Genomic DNA, 17,930 nt, shown 5'->3' with positions numbered 1-17,930 from the left:
TTAATCTAGCAGTGTCCGTTGTGAACGTGATTTTTATTTCGCATAAGTATATAGATAGTATGGATTTAATAGTTTAATAGCAAGATAGATATTGTAACCAAAGCATTTTGCTTGCGTGTTTATGACTAAAAAATTTGCAATATAGGTCTGCTTTGTTTATTTTGAGCACTTATTAATTTTAAGGGTAATCCGCAAGCCTAATGGATACTGAGATAGAACTGAAGTTTTTGGTATCAGATGACGTCATTCCACTGATCCCCTCGTTAATTACTCAATTTGCAAAAACAGTCACAAACAAGCCTTCTAAAAGTTTGCAAAATGCTTATTTTGATACGCCAAGCAGAGAGCTGAGAGCACTCGATATTGGTTTTAGAACGCGTTGTACAGACGAGCGCTGTGAGCAAACAATTAAGCTTGCAGGAGACGTGGTGGGGGGATTACATCAACGTCCAGAATATAACCTTCCCATAGAAACACATCGACCTAATTTAATGGCGTTTGATTCATCAATTTGGCCACACGGCATGCAAATTGATGTTATATCACAAAACCTCTACCCTATATTTAGTACTAATTTTATCCGCCGTACGTGGTTAATTGAAACGCAAAATGGTGCCAAAATTGAAGTGGTATTAGATAAAGGTGAAGTGGCCGCCTCGGGTAAAGTGGAGATTATTAGCGAGCTTGAAATAGAGCTCGTCGAAGGTAGCCGAGACGAGCTATTTGCTTTAGCAGATAAATTAATAAGCCAAAACAGTGTGCGCTTGGGGCTTTATTCAAAAGCAGCAAGAGGCTACCGCCTAGCGGATAACACACCGTTACAACCGAGTAAATCTATCGGTTTTGTTAAACTTACTAAGCAAGCCACTCAAGAGCAAGCACTTATTGAAGCCATGGGCTTTGGTATTCGCTTTGTGCAAAAACATGAGCAATGCTATTTTGATAAGCCAAGTTTAAAAACATTAAAACGTGTGACCGACGGTATTAGTTTAATTCGTCATAACTTTTGGTTATTTGATGATATTGTCAGTAAAGACAGCACCGAGCACCTCAGAACGGAGTTAAAGTGGTTATTGAGTGAATTAGCATGGGTTGAAAATGCCATTCAGTTAAAAACTTACACTTCTAAGCGCCATGCTTTTTATAAAAAAATAAACAGTGCGCCCGCCTTAGCTCAAGTTATTAACGATTTAAAAGAGTTACAACCGAGTATTGATGATATTTTTGCGCTTTTTCATAGTGCGCGCTACAACCGTTTATTGCTGAGCTTAACAACGTGGCTGATAAATAAGCAGTGGCGTAAAGACTGGAGCCAAGCAGAGCTACAAAATGCTGAGCAGCCCGTTATTGATATTGCTCATCGTTTATTTGATAAAGATTGGAAAAATTTACACCGCTTATTGCCTAAAGAGCAAAGTTTAGCGGGCAATGATTATTTAAATTTTCGTACTCAGTTAGAGAATAGCTTACTCAGTGGTAACTGTTTAGGTGCACTGTTTAATAAAGATGAACGATTAGAATTTAGGCTTCCTTGGCTCGATATTTCTCATGGCATGTATGAGCTAAGCACGCTTGATTATTTAAAACAGCTGTGTGGCGGGCAAGAAGATGCTCAACTAGCAAAAATACAACTATGGTTGGAACAAAAGTCTGACTTTTTAGTCAGTGCCATGGAGCAAAGTCGACACGCTTCATTTGATACAGAACCGTATTGGCTTTGATGGCTAAGCACTTTTGCACGCTTAACTTGTTGCAAAAGTGCATTATTCTATCGCTTTTGTGTTTTGTTACAAATGTGTATTCACAGCCCTCTTGGCAGCTTTACGAGAGTAAACAGGGAGTGAGTATTTATTTTCAGCGTTTGAGCGATGATACCTTGAAAATGAAAGCTGAAACGGTGGTTAAGAATACCACAGCAGAAGATTTAATCGCCTTACTCAGTGATACCGATGCTGCTCCCCGCTGGATAGAAAATATTGCTAAAGTAAAATTACTGAAATATTTAAGCCCCTCAGAAAACCTTGTTTACAGCTTTATTGACTCCCCTTGGCCCGTTGCAAATAGAGATTTAGTCACGTATTCGTGCTATACAAAACGCAGCGCGTTGCAAACTCAACTTAGTATTCATGCCCGTCCTGATTTTTTACCTCAAACTAAAGGGGTAGTAAGAATAAGCACATTAGATGCGACGTGGTTACTGACTCAGCAAGCGAATAACTTGCATATTGACTATCAGGTTTATGCGTTACCAGGCGGAAGTATACCCAATTGGCTAAATAACCGAGTCGCTCTAAAAAGCACCTTTAACACGCTAATAAATCTAGCTGAAATACTCACGACAAAGCAGTACACAGCAAAGCCAACCGTCATTCGCACCGGTAATTGCACACATGGCGAATTGCCGCGGTTATAAGCAAAAAAGTGACCTAAGTGGTCACTTTTTTAAGTGGATATAAGCTAATTAGTATTTAGCGGATTGACCGTTTTTAGGTATAGACTGTTTTATAAACTCGCGTAAATCGTTGTTAGAGCTTTTTAAATCTGCATGGCGTAAGTACATCATATGGCCACTGCGGTAGCCTTTAAAGCTTAATCTATTTTGCATTTTACCACTTGGATCTAGTTGCCACATTGTGTATTTAGCATCAAAGTAGTTTGTTGCACCATCAAAATAGCCAGCTTGAACCATCACATTTAAATACGGATTTTGAGCCATAGCTAAACGCAAGTTTTCACCGGTATTGTTTCCGCTTCTATCCCATGGGTGAACGTTACCAAATAAGTTATATTTGATGTCGGTTTTGTAATTAAGCTCTTCACGCAGGTAGTAGTTAATTGCAGGGGTAAAAGAGTGCAGCCACGATGTAAGCTCTGCCCAGTAATCTGGTGATTCACCGGCATCGCGCTTATCAATCCCTAAATAGCGCGAATCCAGTCGACCAACCATTTGTCCGCGTTCACGTAATAACTCTTTCCAAAAAAACTGTGTCGGAATGTCTAAGTTATTTTGGCTAACAAATGTTTCAGATAGACCTGCATATTCGGCCATTTTTTTAATAATACGACGTTTTTCATCTGGGGCAATAAATCCGCCTTTTGCAAGCGCGGGAATGAGCTCATTAACGGTAAACTGTTCCACTTCAGGTAATAGCTCGTCTAAGTCTTTAGCTTGTAAATCAGCGCTTAATGCCTTGTGGTACCAGGCTGTGGCTGCAAAATAAGGTAGGCGGTTAGCGGCTTTTACAGGACCGTCGCGCTTAATACCAATATCGGTAGGTGAAACGAGTACAACACCGTTAATGTACATCCATTGACTATTTTGTAGCTCATGCGCTAAGCCTGATACACGAGTGGTACCATAGCTTTCACCAATTAAAAATTTAGGAGAGCGCCAGCGTTCATTGCGAGATACAAAAGTATTAAGCCACTCTGCTAGATATTTTATATCGGCATTCACACCAAAAAATAACTCTTTTTGTTTATCCTTTGCTAGAAGGTTACCATCTTTATCTTCAACGACACGCGAATAACCCGTGTTTACAGGGTTTACGTAAACGATGTCGGCTACGTCTAAAACCGAGTAAGGGTTATCTTTAACACCGTAAGGTTGAATAGGGTAGCCTTCGTCGTCAATTTTTAAAACGCGTGGGCCGGTGTATGCTAAATGCATCCAAACTGACGCTGAGCCTGGGCCACCATTGAATGAAATAAGTAATGGGCGCTTTGTTCTATCATCGACCTTATCGCGCGTGTAGTAAGTGTATTGAAGGGTTGCGATAGCATCTCCCTTGTCATCCCATACCGGTTGTGTGCCAGTTGCTACTGTGTAAGAAAATCGTTCATTATTTATTTTTGCTTTGTGCTGGGTAACCACTTTACTGTCAATATCAATGCGACGTTGATTATCGGCAAACGAGGCGCTACTTAGGGTGAGCGCAATAGCGGCAATGGGTAAAAATAGACTTCGACTAAATTTCATAAGTGACCCTTTTTATTTTATGTACTGCAGTTATAGCGATATTTGAGTAAAAAACAAAAGTAATGAGACTAGCTGCCGATAATAATCGTTGAGTTTATGTAATTAAGATTAATCTGATCACAGCAAACAGGCGAAATATGCTTTATGTGTATACCGCACTGTAAGTTTAAGGCGATTAAAAAATTTAATTATTAATTAAGTTTTTAAGTAGTTGGTCGCTTTACTTGTTTCTATATGGATGATTGAAAGTGATTTCTTTTTAGGTTTATAACCTTAAAGAGTGAGCGCAAATAAAAGGGAGTTTATGCAACGGGTTTTAATTGTTGAAGATAATATAAGAGTACAGCAGGTACTCAAACATATTGCTGCTCAATACCTTGATGTTTTGGTTGATTTTGCCTCGTCACTTACTCAATGCAAACAACTCCTGAGCCAAACAAGTTATTCACTCGCCTTAGTTGATTTGCCACTTAGTGGACAAACCGATATGGATGTTGCTCGCTATATTTTATCGCAAGGTATCCCTACGCTATTAATGACAACGCAATTAGAAGAGTCCACGCGCTTAAAAATACTGGAATTAGGGATTATTGATTACATTATTAAAGATAACCGTGATTCTTATCTTTACGCTATTAAATTAGTTGCACAGTTACTGCGTAATCAAGGGCGTAAGGCGCTAATTGTTGATAATTCCTTGTTAAGCAGTAGTTTGATTAAGCAAATGCTCGAAAAACAGTTATTTGATGTTATTACTGCTGATAATAGCGCTCAAGCATTGCATATACTTAACCATAATAGGGCAATTAAGTTAGTCATTACTAATCATAATTTAACTGATATGAATGGGTTTGAATTAATTAGAGCAATTCGAAATGTTAAAAGTCGTGAGCAATTAGCTATTATTGGTCTGGCCGATGTATATAGTTATGGTGTTGCCACGCAGTTTATTAAATCGGGTGCAAATGACTTTTTAACTAAGCCCTTTACTCATGAAGAGTTTCATTTTCGAGTGGTAAAAACTATGGAATCGCTATGGCTGGGTGAAGCTGTAAGAGCTGATTTATCCCTCGACGCGACTGAGTAAGTCATTATGCTTAAAAAATTAATTAGTACTTAGAACGTTGTGCAGCGGGTCACTAGAGATGACGTCTTGCTTTTAACCACCTCGCACCAATGCAGTATTTTGCATAAAAAAAGCGCACCTAAATGGTGCGCTTTTTTGTTTTATATATTATTTATTTTTTTAAGTTTATGTTTTTATTATTAATTTAAAAATGGCACAAAGGTTGGATTGTATAGAGGAAATACAATAACAAGCTAGCGTCCTAAGGGGGCCTTTGTGAAAATGATCAGTGCAATAATAAAGCCATTCAAACTAGATGATGTGCGTGAAGCACTCGCTGATTTAGGCATCGAAGGAATGACAGTGGTTGACGTTAAGGGATTTGGACGTCAAAGAGGGCATACTGAGTTATACCGTGGTGCTGAATATCAGGTTGACTTTATACCTAAAATTAAACTTGAAATTGCTACTCGTAGTGAAAATTGCCAACGCGTTGTAGAAACCATTACCAAAGTCGCTGGAACGGGCAAAATTGGTGACGGCAAAATTTTTGTTTACGACCTAGACCAAATCGTCCGTATTCGTACTGGCGAGCTTGATGATGATGCAATTTAAGGGGGCAACATGGAAAATACAATTATAGAGCTGAAGTTTTCGCTCGATACGTTTTACTTTTTAATGTCTGGCATCTTAGTCATGTGGATGGCAGCCGGTTTTGCAATGTTAGAAGCGGGTTTAGTGCGCTCTAAAAATACCACAGAAATTCTAACTAAAAATATCGCGCTTTATTCTATCGCGTGTACTATGTTTTTGTTGATAGGCTACAACATTATGTACGTAGATAATGTTGAAGGCGGCGTTATTCCTTCGTTTGGTGGGCTAATAGGTAGCCAAGCGGCAGATGCTAATCATTCACTAGAATCTGACTTTTTCTTCCAAGTAGTGTTTGTTGCAACGGCCATGTCTATTGTATCTGGCGCCGTAGCAGAGCGTATGAAGTTATGGGCTTTCTTAGTTTTCACAGTGGTACTAACAGGATTAATTTACCCAATTGAAGGTTACTGGACATGGGGTGGCGGCTTCTTATCTGAATTAGGCTTTGTTGATTTTGCAGGCTCTGCCATTGTACATGCAACGGGTGCGGCTGCAGCGCTTGCGGGTGTAATACTACTGGGTGCACGTAAAGGTAAATATGGTAAAAATGGTGAAATTTACCCAATTCCAGGTTCAAACTTGCCACTTGCTACATTGGGTACGTTTATTTTATGGATGGGTTGGTTTGGCTTTAACGGCGGATCACAGTTATTAATTTCAGATAAAGAAAACGCAACAGCGGTAGGTCAAATATTACTTAATACCAATGCTGCTGCAGCTATGGGGGCAATTTCAGCCTTGTTCTTATGTAAACTGTTATGGGGCAAAGCTGATTTAACCATGGTACTTAATGGTGCACTTGCAGGCTTAGTGGTTATTACTGCAGACCCATTATCACCATCACCATTAATGGCGTGCTTATTTGGCTTACTAGGTGGCTCATTAGTAATACTCAGTATTGTCGCATTGGACAAAGCGAAGATAGATGATCCCGTGGGCGCTATTTCTGTTCACGGTGTGTGTGGCATCCTAGGTATAGTGCTAATACCTGTTACTAATGCTGAGGCTAGCATTGTTAATCAGTTGATTGGCCTACTATGTATTATTGGTTTTGTGTTTATTGCTTCATTCATTGTATGGGCAATCCTCAAGCAAACCATGGGTATTCGTGTTACCGAAGAAGAAGAGTTAAACGGTATGGATCAACACGATTGTGGTATTGATGCTTATCCAGAGTTTGTATCAGTTAGAAGTAATTAATTTAAAGTATTGTGTGTTCAATCAAAGCCCTACTCTGTTAGGGCTTTTTTGATTTCAGGGGAGGTTAATTTTTCAGGTGCTAGAGTAATGTGATAAGCTCCTCGCGTTAAATTAACCTTCGGAATATATTACACTTAAATGGCTGAAAAAAAGAAAACATCGACCAGTAAACCCTCGACTAAGCGCGCTACTAAGTCATCTGCGCGAAAAAGTGCGACTAAAAAAACTTCAAGTACCACAAAACGGCCACTTTTTAAAACGTTGTTTTCTATTTTTTGGAAACTGAGTCTGGCGACGTTTATCGCCATTGCACTTTATTTTATTTACCTTGATGCAAAAATAACTCGCCAGTTTGAAGGTAATAAATGGCAACTTCCGGCACAAGTGTATGCTCGCTCAATGACGTTTTTTCCAGGCCAGTTTTTATCAGAGCAAGAAGTTTTATGGGAGCTTAAGCGCTTAAACTACACGGCGGTTAATCGCTTAAGCCGGACTGGGCAGTATATTAAAACAGCCAATAGTATTAAGATTTTTCGTCGTGACTTTGAATTTTATGATGGTTTAGAGAGCGCTCATGTTATTGAGTTGCGTTTCTCTGGAGAGAAGGTAGCCAGTATTAAAGATAAGTTTGGCCGTCGCTTAAACACTGCCAGATTAGAGCCTGTACAAATAGCCCGTATTGGTAATGACTCAAAACAAGATAGAGAGTTTGTACCATTAGATAAATTTCCTGACATGCTTAAAAATACCTTATTAGTAGTTGAAGACCGCGATTTTTATGATCATCACGGTGTATCGGTATTTTCAATTTTACGCGCTTTGTATACCAATATTCGCGCAGGGCGCACCGTGCAAGGGGGGAGTACATTAACCCAGCAGCTGGCTAAAAATATTTACCTTACCCGTGAGCGTTCGTTAGTCCGTAAAATTAATGAAGCCTTTATTGCGCTTATTCTTGATTACCGTTACTCAAAAGATCAGATTCTCGAAGCCTATTTAAACGAAGTGTACTTAGGTCAGTCATACAACCAAGGGGTACATGGAATGGGGCTGGCCGCCGAGTTTTACTTTGCCAAACCTGTTGATGAACTCGAGTACGACCAAATTGCCTTGCTGGTGGCTATGGTTAAAGGCCCATCTTATTACAATCCTAGACGTTACAAAGAACGTGCGATGGAGCGTCGTGACCTAGTGCTGCGTTTAATGGTCGATAACAAACTTATTTCTACTAAAGAGTATAGAGCCTCGTTAAAGCGCGCAATTGATATTGCACCAATGAAAGCCAGCTTACAAAAGTCTTATCCAGGTTACTTAGAGTTGGTTAATCGCGAGTTGAAACAACTGCTACCTGATCAAGACGTATTGGATGCAGGGGTGCGCGTATTTACCTACTTCGATTTGCAAAAGCAAACAGCAATGGAAGAGTCGATTAAGGCCAGTTTACCTTATTTGGAAAGACGTCCAAATACCAAAGAATTAGAAGCGGCGATGATCTCCGTTAATGTTGAAAAAGCTGGTGTATCAGCGTTAGTGTCTGGGCGCGATGTGCGTTACTCAGGGTTTAACCGGGTGCTTGATACCAAGCGCAATATTGGCTCATTAGTTAAACCGGCAGTGTATTTAAGTGCACTGCAGCTTCCTCATTATAATTTAGCGACATTGCTTGATGATTCACCCGTGCAAGTCACCAACGAAGAAGGAAAAATATGGCAGCCAGAAAACTTTGATCATCAATACCGAGGTGCCGTGCCTCTTTATAAAGCATTCAGCCATAGCATTAATATTCCGGCAGTTAACTTAGGGCTTGATGTTGGGGTTGATAAAGTTGCTAATACACTCAGAGGACTAGGTGCTAAAGGCCATATTAATGAATATCCGTCGCTGCTATTAGGGGCTATTGAAATGTCGAGTTTTGAAGTGGCTCAGCTTTATACCACAATTGCTGCTGATGGCGAATACAGAGAGCTGACGTCTATTTCTGCGTTAACCGACTCTGTTGGTAAAGTACTTTATAAGCATAAAGTGAGTAACGAACAACGATTTGATAAAGATGCCATGTACATGACCAAATACGCTATGAAGCGAGTAACTAAAGATGGCACCGCTAAGCGCTTAAACTTACATTTTCCGTCAATCCAGTTGGCAGGTAAAACAGGCACCAGTAATGAATTACGCGACAGCTGGTTTGCTGGATTTGATCAAAATACAGTGACGGTTGCATGGATAGGCCGTGACGATAATAAAAGCACCGGCTTAACTGGCAGTGTTGGCGCGCTTGAAACCTATATTCGTTATTTAAAACCGCTAAACCCGCAAGCAATTGCCGATACCCGTCCGCCTTCAATTAGGTGGGCATTTGTAAACGAGCAAACTGGGAAGCAAGCACCACCGGGCTGTGGCAAAGTGATTCAACTGCCACTTAGAGCCAGTGAGTTTAAACCAAGACCAGAATGTATTCGTTAAATAGTAAAAACAAAAAAAGCCCGAAAGGGCTTTTTTTATGGATTTCTTTAATAAAGGACTAGTGAAATGCTTTTATTTATTTTTATAGTATAAATATCGTTCACCTGTTATTAGTTTAAAGGAATGGATACTTGTTTGTTTTTTTGTTAATTTTGTTGATATTTTTGTTTGCATTTTTGTTTCATGAGCATATTATAAACATGCCTTTAAGGCATATAATTATAATTTCAAACAGGGATAAATAATGAAATCAATATTTAAGAAAAGTATAACGGCTATTGCCGTATCAGCATCCTTAGGTCTAGCATTACCTGCTGTTGCATCTGATGTAATAGGAACTGTTAATAATATTAATGATAATAGTTCTTACACTGTAAAAGTTAAAAACCCTGCAACTGGTTTAGAGCGTACTCTAAATATCTCTAGTGAAGGTACCTTTCGTTTTGCCTCCCTGCCTACAGGTAGTTACGAGATACAAATATTAAAAGGCGATGCTGTAGTTGCTGAAGACCGCGTTAGAGTATCTTTAGGTGCCAATTCAAAAGCTAATTTTGATCTTAACAGTTTCGACTCTTCGGGCCCAGAGGTAATTCAAGTCGTTGGTGCTCGTATTTCATCAATAGATCTTTCAACAGCAGATTCGGGCCTAGTTATTACAGATGCTGAAATTGACAGAATGCCAATTAATCGTGATTTGACATCAGTTGCATTATTAGCACCTGGCGCAGTAAAAGGCGATAGCGCGTTTGGTAATACAGCATCATTTGGCGGTTCCTCTGTTGCAGAAAATGCGTGTTATATTAATGGATTAGAAGTTACTAATACTCGCCAAGGTTTAGGGTGTGGTGAAGTTCCGTTTGAATTTTATGATCAATTTCAAGTTAAAACAGGTGGTTATTCAGCCAAGTTTGGTCGAGCTACTGGTGGTACTATTAATACAACTACAAAAGGTGGTACTAACGAGTGGGAATTTTCTGCTGTAGTTCAGTACCAACCTGATTCTTTGCAAGAAGAGGGCAGCATTTCTCGTGGCAATAATGGAGCAGGTCAAATTTTCAGAGATGAAAGCTATGACTCTGATAATAAGACTGACGTTACACTTGCCGTTGGTGGCCCACTTATTGAAGACACACTTTTTTTCTATGGTTTAATAAACCCTCGTGATACTGAGTCGTCTTATACTTGGGGTGGAGATGAATTTTCACCGAACGATCAGTACCGAGAAGAATCTGCATCTGGCGGAGATAATTTATTCTGGGGTGGTAAACTCGATTGGGATATTAATGAAAACCATCGCTTAAGCTATTTTGCTTATTCAAATCGTCGTGATATTGAGCGCTCTGTTTATGATTACAACAACGGTGTTATAGGCGACCGCAAAGATGGTGCATTACTTAAGCGTGGTGGCGAAGCGCAAAGCTTGAGTTACACTGGTGTACTAACTGAAGATTTAGTTGTCACAGCAATGGCTGGTACAATTGAGACTGAGTATGAAACGCAATCAGAAAACTTAATTTGCCCAAGTATTACAGATTCTCGTGGTACTTCTAATCCAATCACTGGTTGTGGTGCTGGTGGTAGCTTTGGTGCAAATAATGATGAAAATACTCAGTACCGCCTTGATATTGAGTATGTTTGGCAAGACCATCAGATTAGCTTTGGTATCGATTATCAAGAGCGTGAATCTGAGCGTGTGAGTCGTCCTATCGGTGGCCACAGTTATGATTACCGTACACTAGCGGCTAACGGCAGTTTTCAAGCTGATAATGGCGCATTAACAAACAATACTGGTAATGTATTGCAATACGTTGAAGATCGAGTGTTTGATGGTGGCGGTAGCTTTAAGTCAGAGCTTACGGCTTATTACATAGAAGATAATTGGCAAGTAACAGATGATTTTGCGGTAACTGTTGGCTTACGTATAGATGAGTTTGATAGTTGGGGCACAACAGATAAGCTACTTACAAGCTTCAAAACGGATGTTGCTCCTCGTTTAGGTTTCACGTGGGATCCAACGAGCACTGGCGACACTAAAGTATATGGTACTTATGGACGTTATTACTTACCTGTTGCAAATAACACTATTTTCCGTGCAGCTTCTGGGGTAAGTGATATTACTACTGCTTACACGTATACGGGTGTTGATGCAACGACAGGAGCACCTACAGGTTTGGCTCCTTTGGCGGATACTCTTGGCTCAGGCGGTTTAGCAAACTCACAACAAGTAAGTGGTGTTCCGGTTATCCCAGAAAAAGATATTTTCCAAGCGCAAGAAGCCGAACCATTTTCAAAAGATGAATATATTTTAGGTGTACAGCAAGCACTAAATGATGAGTACACTGTTGGTATTAAAGGTGTTTATCGTGAAGTTGCTACTGCATTAGATGATTACTGTGGTCGTTATGCTTACCCATATTGTGTGATGATTAATCCTGGTTCATCTTCTAGCTGGTATAGTGACGGATATTACTGGAATGGTACTGATTGGGGTGATTCAAGCTTTGATAACGACGGTGTTCCAGATGAAGGTTCACTAACGACTTACTCTGCCGACACTATTGGTTTACCTAAGGCTAATAATGAATATACCGCCGTAGAGTTTAACTTAAATTATCAGGCTGATACGATTCGTTACCAGTTTGGTTATACATGGGCACGAAGTGTTGGTAACTTTGAAGGTGCTGTTAAATCCGATATTGGTCAAGCAGATGCGGGTATTACACAAGACTTCGATTTCCCAGCTGTAATGGATGGCTCTCAAGGTTATCAACCTAATGATCGTCGTCATACATTTAAATTCTTTGGTAGCTGGGAGCTAGTTGAAAACTTAACTGTAGGTTGGAATGCAACATTACAAAGCGGTCGTCCTAAAAGCTTATTCGGCCAAGGTTACCCGTCAAAAGATCCAAATCTAAATGGTGGTTGGGGTGATACTTTCTACATTTATACAAATGAGTGTCCTGATACCAATGGTAATGGTGAATGTGAGCAAGAAGAAAAAATCTATGAAAAGCATGACCGTGGTACAAATGGTCGTACACCATGGACATTTAACTTAGATTTATCAGCTGCATATGACTTTACAGTGTCGGATATTGATATGAGAGCATCAATTAATGTGTTCAACATATTAAATAGCCAGTCAGAAGCTTCTGTAAATGAGCATTACGAGCAAAATGAAGGCGAAGTAAACGCTTACCATGATGCTGCGTATTCTTGGCAAACTCCACGTTATGTTCGTATAGGGTTTGAAGCTCGATTCTAATCAACTGCATAACGATTCAATAGCGTTAAAAAACAAAAAAAGCCCGAAAGGGCTTTTTTTATGGGTAAGCGTTTTTAAAAACTAAACGTTATAGCTTAGCAAAAGCGCGCTCTGCTGCTTCAATCGTTGCTTGAACTTCTTGCTCTGTGTGCGCAGCACACACAAAACCAGCTTCAAACGCTGAAGGCGCTAAATAAACCCCTTCTTCAAGCATTAAGTGGAAGAACTTTTTAAAGCGCTCTAAATCACATTCAGTGGCTTGTTTGTAAGTAGTTACTTTTTCTGCATCGGTGAAGAAAAAGCCATACATACCGCCAGCGTAGTTAGTCGTTAAGGCAATACCTGCTTTTTTAGCTGCGGCTTCAAAGCCTTCACAAATCGCTTTACTAATGGCTTCTAACTTATCATGCACGCCAGGAGCGCTTAGTAGTTCGAGTGATTTTAAGCCTGCTGCCATCGCAATAGGGTTACCTGAAAGTGTACCCGCTTGATAAACAGGGCCTACAGGAGCTATGTAATCCATGATTTCTGTTTTACCACCAAACGCGCCTACTGGCATGCCACCACCAATTACTTTACCTAAACAGGTTAAGTCTGGTTTGATGTTGTAATACGCTTGAGCGCCACCAAGGGCGACACGAAAACCTGTCATTACTTCATCAAAAATAAGCACGGATTGGTATTGATCACATACTTCACGCAGTCCTTCTAAAAAGCCGGGTACTGGTGGAATACAGTTCATGTTACCGGCAACTGGTTCAACAATAATACACGCGATTTCATCGGCGTATTTAGCAAAAATCGCTTTCACTTCTTCAATATTGTTAAACGAAACGGTGAGTGTGTGCTTAGCTAAATCTTCAGGAATACCTGGAGAGTTAGGTACACCCATAGTTAATGCGCCAGAGCCGGCTTTTACTAGTAATGAGTCTGCATGGCCGTGGTAACACCCTTCAAATTTTAAGATTTTGTCACGACCAGTAAAACCACGGGCTAAACGAATTGCACTCATTGTTGCTTCAGTACCAGAGCTTACCATGCGTACTTTTTCGATTGATGGTACTAGCTCTTTTACTTTTTCAGCCATTAAAATTTCAGCTTCAGTAGGCGCTCCGTAGCTTAAACCATTTTCTACCGCGTCATGCACTGCTTGTTTAATTTCAGGGTGATTGTGGCCCATAATCATTGGACCCCAAGAGCCTACATAATCGATGTAACGGTTGCCATCAGCATCAAATGTAAACGCGCCCTGTGCTTTAGTAATAAACAGCGGAGTACCACCTACACCATTAAATGCACGCACTGGCGAATTTACGCCACCAGGAATAGAGTCTTGAGCTCGTTTAAATAAGTCTTGGCTAATTGTCATGAAAAATCCTATTGTTTTATCACTTTAAAATTAAAGCTTAGCTGTCGCGTTTGCGGCTAAACCAAGGAACGTCTACTTCATACTGCTCGACTTTGTTTTCTACGTCGAGGGTTAAAGCAAACAGTGCCATACGAATGAGTACGCCATTTTGTACTTGGCGGAATATCGCTAGATTGTCGTTAGCATTTAAGTCGTTATCAAGTTCGTTTGCCTCTAGGCGACTATCGCGAGGAAGCGGGTGCATTAATACTGAATTAGGTTTGCAATGAGTATTATAAATAGACTGGCTAATTCTAAATCCACCACGATACTTATTAGCTTCTTCTTGTGATGGAAAACGCTCTTCTTGGATACGTGTTTGATAAACGATATCGGCTGCTAAGTTACCTTCCATTTTATCTACCAGTTCAATTTTATGACCGGCATTTTCAACCGCAGATAAAATTGAGTCAGGCATTTGCAAGCCATTAGGGGCAACCATCGAAAACTTAATGTCTTTGTAATGACACAGTAACTTAGAGAGTGAGTGAACAGTACGGCCATATTTTAAATCGCCGACTAGCGCAATATGCATACCATCGATATTTTGATCGAAGCGGTTAAGTTCACGCTCAATAGTTAATAAATCAAGCAATGCTTGGGTAGGGTGCTCATTGGGTCCGTCACCACCGTTTATTACTGGTACGCTGCAACCTGTTGCAAATTCAGCTACCGAGCCTGAGTCAGGATGGCGCATAGCAACTGCATCAGCATACGCTGAAATAACACGTGCGGTATCATAGAGTGATTCGCCCTTAGCAAGCGCAGAGCTTTGCATGCCGGTGGTTTCACGAACTAGTCCACCGAGTAAGTTAAACGCAGTGCCAAAACTAACACGAGTACGTGTACTGGGTTCAAAAAATAGATTTGCTAAAATAGCGCCTTCAAGCACGTTGGTCCGCTTTTGTTTTTTAGCGTATGGCTCCATTTTTTTTGCCACAGCAAATATGCGTTCAATACAGTCTCGGTCGAGTTGATTAACAGAGAGTATATTTTCACCTTGGAAACTGAACATGGGGGTTATTCCTAGTTATTCAAAAAGGCGCGATAATCCACAAAGGAGCACGCAATCGCGCGTATTATACAAACTTAGTATGCGACTTGGCAGCGTAATTTATAAGCCTTTGCTAAAAGCTTGGCTTAATAATCGCCAAAGCGACAATAACGAGTAGCGCTAAAACAGGTAGTTCGTTGAAAATGCGATAAAACCGATCGCTTTTAGTATTTCTATCGTGTTTAAAATCAGCTAACAATTTGAAACAGTAGCCATGATAAATATATAAAATAATCACCAGCACGAGTTTGTAATGCAGCCACATGCTGTAACGAAACCATTCTCGGCCGTATTCAACAATAGTCAATACGCCAAATACTGCGGTAAACACCGCAAAGGGTGTAACAAAATAAAGTAGCCGACGTTCCATTACTTTTAGCATTGAGTTACACGATTTTTCTTCACTCATAGCGTGATAAACAAAAAGTCGAGGTAGGTAAAAAATACCGGCAAACCAAGCAATCATAAAAAATACATGCAAGGTTTTGTAGATTAATAATGCGCTCATATTGTTCTCATTATTGTTAAAGTAGACTGTTACGTATGGTTAAAATATGGTGGATTTGATCCCACCTTAGTAATCCCATAATTTGTTGATTATCTAATAAGTTATATACATAAAGTGCACCACTGCGTTTATCATTCAAAATTTCAAATGCATCTGCAAGGGTGGCTTGGCTGCTAATACCTTGTAAGCTAATGTATTTTATATTGACCGCCTGATCAGACATTAAACTTAAGTCATATTCAGCTAGGCGATAACCATTTTCTTCATCAAATACAATTAATGGTGTTTGACTGTCCATGGCATCTAGACTGTTTTTTATTTGCTCTTTATCGTCGGAGTAGAGCAGTTTAAAGTCTTCATCCATGTCATCCATCACTCCTACTTTCTGTAAGGCTTCAGTGGCGGGAGAGACATGATAGGGAAGCCCTTGAAAGTCTAATTGCTGTAAAAATATGGAGCGGTTACCAAATACCTGTAAAGCTGTAACGTAGGCGGTAGTAATGACGATCATCGCAGGCACAATAATTTCCGGTGACGAGGTCAGCTCCATCACAGTGGTCAGTGCCGCTAAGGGGGAGTGTAGTGTGGCCGCTAATAATCCTGCCATGCCCAGCACCCCGTAAGTGCCGGCTATATCGGTGCCGGGGCTAATAAATTGAGCAAAAAATGCCATTAAAGTACCGGTTAAAACGCCCAGCCCAATAACCGGACCTATCAACCCACCAGGAATACCTAAGCCAATAGCAAATAAGGTGGCTAATAACTTAGCAATTAAAATAGTGGTGAGTAGTTGAATATTTTCAGGTGACTCAACCGCAATAGTGATAGCGCTCATACCCGAGCCCATTGCTTGTGGAACTGCATAGGCAATTAAGCTGGCAATACACCCTGCAATCATTAAACGTGGAAACATACTAAGTGGTTTAAAGGTTTTAATAATTAACATTAAATTCTGATTAAAAGCATAAGCCACCGCGCCTAATCCCATGCCGCATAAAATTAAATAGGGGTAATGCCACCCACTTAAGGGGGCAATGGTTATTAGCGCAAGTTCTGAGCCCTCACCAAATACAAACTGTGTTGCTAATGCGCCGGTAACGGCTGCGAGCATAATCGGCACAAAAATATGCACTTTGTATTCTCTGAGCACCACTTCCATTACAAAAATAACCGCAGCCAGGGGGGTGTTGAACGATGCAGCAATGCCCGCGGCAACACCACAACCACTGAGGGTACGCATAGCGTTGTGGGGTAAGTGTAGTTTATTTGCTAATATGCTTGCCCCCGCTGCTCCCATATGAACTGAGGGGCCTTCGCGGCCAACAGAAAAACCGCTGATCAGTGCCAGCGCGCCGCCTACAAACTGGTTAACCGTATTATAAAGTGGCATTTGCCCGTAATGACGTTTTATTCTGTGTATTACAAAAGGGATACCCAAGCGGTAATGTTTAAAGCCGGTAAAAGCCGCAAATGTGGCTATCAGAAGTGCAGCAATCAAAGGCATTAATACCCGTTCTAGGGTAGGGAGAGTAGTAAAGTCGTCAGGGGTTTCTAAAAATAAGCTTTGAAAAAATAAAATGGTTAGGCGAAACAGTATAATGAAAAATGCAGCAATTAATCCGGCACTTACGCCCAATAAGCATAATTGTACGGATGTTTTTGGTTTTGCTAATCGACGTCTCAGTCGCTCAAGCCACATGCTTTATTTCCCCGTAGCATTTTTAGGCGTCAAGTTTATCAAAATAGTCTAGGGAAGTCCTTGAGATTTTTAACAACCGATTAATTTAAATTAAATTTATAGTATATTGATTCACAGAACAGATTAAACGCGCATTGTTTTAATTAAAGCTTATAAACGCGAGCTTACTATACTTGATTAAAACACTCAGGTATTAGATAATCTGGTGCATTAGTATAAAGGTATTGAGGGTTATAAAATGTCTGAAGAATTACCCATTAAGTTTAGCGACGCAGCCGCTGTGCGTGTTAAACAGTTAATCGACGAAGAAGAAAACCCAGATCTAAAACTGCGTGTTTATGTCACAGGCGGTGGTTGTTCAGGTTTTCAATACGGTTTTACTTTTGATGAAAAAGCGAATCCTGGCGATTTAGAAATTGTTAAAAACGGGGTTACCTTAGTCATTGACCCAATGAGTATCCAGTATTTAGTTGACGGTGAAGTAGACTACACCGAAGGGTTAGAAGGGGCACGCTTTTTTGTCTCTAACCCTAATGCCACAACAACGTGTGGCTGTGGCGCTAGTTTTAGCGTGTAAAGATACCGTTATTTGAAAAAAAACCGCTTAATTAGCGGTTTTTTTATGTGTTTAAAA

General features: G+C 40.3%; 13 protein-coding genes. 8 read left to right on the top strand and 5 right to left on the bottom strand.

Features of this window, described 5'->3' with window-relative positions:
* The first annotated feature begins 200 nt into the window (after positions 1–200).
* Entirely contained in the window at positions 201–1,721 is a 1,521-nt protein-coding gene (locus ACTRWE_RS04170) for a CYTH and CHAD domain-containing protein (protein WP_033104048.1), read from the top strand.
* Positions 1,721–2,413, top strand: coding sequence for an START domain-containing protein (locus ACTRWE_RS04165; protein WP_033104049.1), 693 nt, complete (start codon positions 1,721–1,723; stop codon positions 2,411–2,413). The genes ACTRWE_RS04170 and ACTRWE_RS04165 overlap by 1 nt, the downstream gene beginning before the upstream one ends.
* A 48-nt stretch (positions 2,414–2,461) precedes the next feature.
* Here the strand turns inward: ACTRWE_RS04165 and ACTRWE_RS04160 are convergent, their stop codons facing one another.
* Positions 2,462–3,979 carry a S10 family peptidase gene (locus tag ACTRWE_RS04160; protein WP_033104050.1) on the bottom strand — a complete coding sequence of 506 codons (1,518 nt, stop codon included), beginning with the start codon at positions 3,977–3,979 and terminating at the stop codon, positions 2,462–2,464.
* A 304-nt stretch (positions 3,980–4,283) separates the two neighbouring features.
* Here ACTRWE_RS04160 and ACTRWE_RS04155 point away from each other — a divergent pair, with 304 nt between their 5' ends.
* The 5 genes from ACTRWE_RS04155 to ACTRWE_RS04135 all read left to right on the top strand — a co-directional run bounded on the left by ACTRWE_RS04155 (position 4,284) and on the right by ACTRWE_RS04135 (position 12,627).
* Positions 4,284–5,066, top strand: a complete 783-nt coding sequence (locus ACTRWE_RS04155; RefSeq protein ID WP_033104051.1) for a response regulator — start codon at positions 4,284–4,286, stop codon at positions 5,064–5,066.
* Between the two features lie 255 nt (positions 5,067–5,321).
* The gene (locus tag ACTRWE_RS04150) at positions 5,322–5,660 is read left to right on the top strand and encodes a P-II family nitrogen regulator (RefSeq protein WP_010391070.1); all 339 of its coding nucleotides are present in this window, start codon (positions 5,322–5,324) and stop codon (positions 5,658–5,660) included.
* A gap of 9 nt (positions 5,661–5,669) precedes the next feature.
* A complete protein-coding gene (locus ACTRWE_RS04145) occupies positions 5,670–6,899 on the top strand; it encodes an ammonium transporter (RefSeq protein WP_462879546.1) in 1,230 nt (409 codons plus the stop codon).
* Positions 6,900–7,037: 138 nt separating this feature from the next.
* Positions 7,038–9,362 carry a penicillin-binding protein 1B gene (gene mrcB / locus ACTRWE_RS04140; RefSeq protein WP_462879545.1) on the top strand — a complete coding sequence of 775 codons (2,325 nt, stop codon included), beginning with the start codon at positions 7,038–7,040 and terminating at the stop codon, positions 9,360–9,362.
* 244 nt (positions 9,363–9,606) lie between these two features.
* The gene (locus ACTRWE_RS04135; protein ID WP_462879544.1) at positions 9,607–12,627 is read left to right on the top strand and encodes a TonB-dependent receptor; all 3,021 of its coding nucleotides are present in this window, start codon (positions 9,607–9,609) and stop codon (positions 12,625–12,627) included.
* A gap of 88 nt (positions 12,628–12,715) precedes the next feature.
* Here ACTRWE_RS04135 and hemL read toward each other — a convergent pair whose 3' ends face one another.
* From hemL to ACTRWE_RS04115, 4 genes are all read right to left on the bottom strand, one after another.
* A complete protein-coding gene (gene hemL / locus ACTRWE_RS04130) occupies positions 12,716–13,996 on the bottom strand; it encodes a glutamate-1-semialdehyde 2,1-aminomutase (protein ID WP_024601882.1) in 1,281 nt (426 codons plus the stop codon).
* A 37-nt stretch (positions 13,997–14,033) separates the two neighbouring features.
* Complete coding sequence (locus ACTRWE_RS04125) at positions 14,034–15,050, bottom strand: aspartate carbamoyltransferase (RefSeq protein WP_462879543.1); 1,017 nt, start codon at positions 15,048–15,050, stop codon at positions 14,034–14,036.
* A 112-nt stretch (positions 15,051–15,162) separates the two neighbouring features.
* A complete protein-coding gene (locus tag ACTRWE_RS04120; protein WP_462879542.1) occupies positions 15,163–15,597 on the bottom strand; it encodes a CopD family protein in 435 nt (144 codons plus the stop codon).
* Positions 15,598–15,613: 16 nt separating this feature from the next.
* Positions 15,614–17,296, bottom strand: coding sequence for a chloride channel protein (locus tag ACTRWE_RS04115; protein WP_016899367.1), 1,683 nt, complete (start codon positions 17,294–17,296; stop codon positions 15,614–15,616).
* 238 nt (positions 17,297–17,534) lie between these two features.
* On the opposite strand from ACTRWE_RS04115, the gene erpA reads away from it, so the two are divergent.
* Positions 17,535–17,873, top strand: coding sequence for an iron-sulfur cluster insertion protein ErpA (gene erpA, locus ACTRWE_RS04110; protein WP_002958911.1), 339 nt, complete (start codon positions 17,535–17,537; stop codon positions 17,871–17,873).
* Positions 17,874–17,930: the final 57 nt, after the last annotated feature.

Source organism: Pseudoalteromonas sp. G5_S1_54_S4, assembly GCF_054968565.1.
This window is presented reverse-complemented; position numbering and strand designations above follow the sequence as displayed.